4 protein-coding genes are annotated in these 3,082 nt (G+C 37.2%); all 4 read left to right on the top strand.

The annotated features are described in order from the left end of the window. Window positions 1-339 (top strand): DUF1353 domain-containing protein (locus tag CSUIS19072_RS08280; protein WP_086293457.1); only part of this gene is annotated, 339 nt, incomplete at its 5' end. An 18-nt stretch (window positions 340-357) separates the two neighbouring features. Then, on the top strand, window positions 358-2,511 hold the full coding sequence (locus CSUIS19072_RS08275) for a hypothetical protein (RefSeq protein ID WP_086293455.1): 2,154 nt from the start codon (window positions 358-360) through the stop codon (window positions 2,509-2,511). Continuing rightward, on the top strand, window positions 2,508-2,870 hold the full coding sequence (locus CSUIS19072_RS08270) for a hypothetical protein (protein WP_086293454.1): 363 nt from the start codon (window positions 2,508-2,510) through the stop codon (window positions 2,868-2,870). Before CSUIS19072_RS08275 ends, CSUIS19072_RS08270 begins: the two co-directional genes overlap by 4 nt. Further along, the gene (locus tag CSUIS19072_RS08265) at window positions 2,848-2,988 is read left to right on the top strand and encodes a hypothetical protein (RefSeq protein ID WP_180380068.1); all 141 of its coding nucleotides are present in this window, start codon (window positions 2,848-2,850) and stop codon (window positions 2,986-2,988) included. The genes CSUIS19072_RS08270 and CSUIS19072_RS08265 overlap by 23 nt, the downstream gene beginning before the upstream one ends. The last annotated feature ends 94 nt before the right edge of the window (window positions 2,989-3,082 follow it).

The raw sequence follows: 3,082 nt of genomic DNA, 5'->3' as shown, positions 1-3,082 counted from the left end.
ATGGATAGGGTAGTAGTCCAGCCAATAGCCAAAGATAGGTTTAGAGTGTATAAGGATTTTAAATGCTATGGATATACAATCCCTAAAGGCTTTGTAACAAATGGGGCTAATATACCAAGGCTTTTTTGGAGCCTTTTCCCACCAAATTCGCCTGAATACCTTAGTGCTGTGGTGATACACGACTATATGTGTGCTAATGTGAGTGAGTATGGGTATGAGATGGCTGATAGATACTTCTATGACGCTATGATTGATATAGGGGTGCCTAAGTGGAAAGCTAAATTATTTTACTTTTGGGTGAAGTGGTACCATAAGTTTAAAGTGTTTAAAAATAGGTAAAAATAATAGGAGGTAATAATGATAACACAAAGAGTATTAGTAGTCATAAATGACCGTGATTTACAAATGAGCAAAGAAAATCTAATAAACTCTGTAATTAAGGTATTAAATGATAAACATAACGCAGATATAGAAAAAGCATATATAGCTGAAGTATTTAATACTGTAACCAAGGAGACCTTTTGGGTAGTTGATGATGCTCTAAAGGCTATGCTAAGATTAGATACAAATGTACTAGAGAATAACTACGCTACAAAGGATATGCTAAAAGGCGTTGTAGCTGGTGGGTCAGTAGAGCTAAATGGTAGTGGTATGAGCCAAGAGCAAATCCAAACCCTAATCTCTCAAGCACTCATTAATAAAGTAGATAGAGCCGAAGTATATAGCAAAGATGAAGTAGATGAGGCTTTAACTAATCTAGCTACTAAAGATGAAGTAAGTGCTAAGCTAGATAGCTCTACATATACTACTGATAAGGCTACATTTGCTACTAAAGATGAGCTAAGTACCTTAGTATATACTAAAAGTGAGGTAGATGAAAAAGTAGCTACTGCAGTAAGTGGTGGTAGTGTAAATCTAGATGGCTTTGTAAGGGTAGATGATATAGCAAATCTAGCAACCAAAGATGAGCTAAGGGCTAAAGCTGATATAAGTAGTCTAGAGAGCTTAGCTACTAAAGCAGAGTTAGCTACTTTAGCCACTAAAGAGGAATTGCAAGAGGCTATTACTAGCATTCCTACAGGTGGTGGCTCACTAGATGCTAAGCAGCTACAAACAGCTATAACCTCTAATGAAACCATCACTAATCTAAGTAGCGTAGTAGCAAATCTAGCCTCAAATATGCAAGGTGCAACATACGCTCAAGTAGCTGCGATGCTAAACTATAGCTCTAGTGGGGCTAGCTTGCCAAAAAGCCTTGCTATATACTCAGACTATAGCCTAAAAGAACGCAGTGGTGATACGGTGGTTAAGATAAAGATTAAAGAGTGTATAAATGATAGCTATGCAACACTAAGTGAGCTAAAGCTTTATGGTAGCGATGGTAAGCAATATGTAATGCATAGCTATACCGATAGCTCACTAACTAATGCTAAGCTAGTCTATAAAGCCAAAGATGATGGGGTAATCCCTGAGCTAAGCAGCGTGAGTGCTACAAGTAGTGAGTGGAGCAAGGGCGAAGATGAGATAGAAGTGGATATAAAGGCAACATCAGCATTTAGTGGCTTTAATGCATATAGAATAGGTGCTAGATTTAGTAGTAGTAGTGGCTGGTGTAGTGCTAGTAGTGCCGCAAATAAAGATGAAGTAACTATAACTATTAAAGATTTTACCCCAGCTAAGCTAGAGATAAGAACAGGATATGCTAATAATACCCATTTGATTACTAAATCTAGCTTTGTAGTTAGTGCTGGGGAGCTCTACTCTGAGGAGCTAGCAGCTAATGAAGGCGATAAGAGTAGGGTTATATCATTAGACTTTAATAAGATGAACTTAAATCTAAATGGTGATAAGTATGTAGAGTTAGCTAAGGCTTGGAATATAGTACCATCACAGTATGAGCCTAACTATACTATAGGTAAATTATTAGACTTAATAGGAGAAGTAAGTGGTGATAAGCCATTTAAATTCACTCTAAAAGGTATAGCAATACATACTGATAGCTATGGTACTGGTATAAGTAATGTTGAGTTTTTCAATCACGAAGGTGCTAGGCTATATCCTAAATATGTTCAAGTAACTAGTGGCGATAATGTAGCTACATTTATCCTAACTAAAAATGAGAGTGAAAAAACTGAAGTAGCTAATACTATCCCAGCTGATTATGACTATGAAGCTGCTAATGAGTATAAGGTAATAGCTAAGAGAATATCACCTCAATATAGTGGAAATTATCTATTTGAAAAGATGATGTTCTATACAGCTGCTGGTGGATATAACAATGAGTATCTCACAGGTAGTGGGGTTGTACATTTAGAGTTTGAGTGTAGCTTTGTCCCAGCTAAGGTGCAATATATCCAAAGTCCATATGGACACGGAAAGGCTACTGGGTATGATATCTTAGTAGATGATGCGGTAGTATCAACTGTAATGTATGCTGGTGGGAGCTATGACTATGAGACGCACGACCTAGCTAATGTTAAGGTTAAAGTGCCAAAAGAGGCCACGCAGTGATTTGGGGCTATGGTATTATGGGGCTAATCTTAGCCCTATTATGGTGGCAAAATGATAGCTTACAAGATGAGCTAAAAGAGCAACACACTATAAATCTCTTAGTTACTAAGGCTAATGAGAGGTGGCAAGATGAGATAGAAAAGCTAAATTTGGAATTCTCAAAAGGGCTAGAGAGCTTAAGCGAATTAAAGAGCAAGAAGGAGATAGAAAGGGTATATGTCAAAGAAGTTTCAAATAATACAAATAGCTGTATTGACGCTGTTAATGCTGTTTATGAGCGGTTGTGGGAGCGTGAGAATAACGCAACCACAAGCAACGCCAAAAGCTCATATACCAATGAGCCTATATCAGCCAACTAAGATTGATTTTAGTAAAAGGGCTACAAACGAAAAAGAGGCTAGTGATATGGTATGGGAGCTATATCTATATATTATGGAGTTAAACTATGGCATGGAGGCGTTAAACAATGGACAATGAACTTTTAAAAATACTTGAGAGTGGTGGTATCATCGCTCTTTTGATAGTAGGCGTGTTTTTTCTTTTTAAAACATCTAAAACGCTCTATGAAGGT

This window comes from Campylobacter sp. RM19072, from assembly GCF_024723485.1.
GTDB lineage: Bacteria > Campylobacterota > Campylobacteria > Campylobacterales > Campylobacteraceae > Campylobacter > Campylobacter porcelli.
The sequence above is the reverse complement of the archived record's forward strand: the minus strand, read 5'-3'. Positions and strand labels throughout refer to the sequence as shown.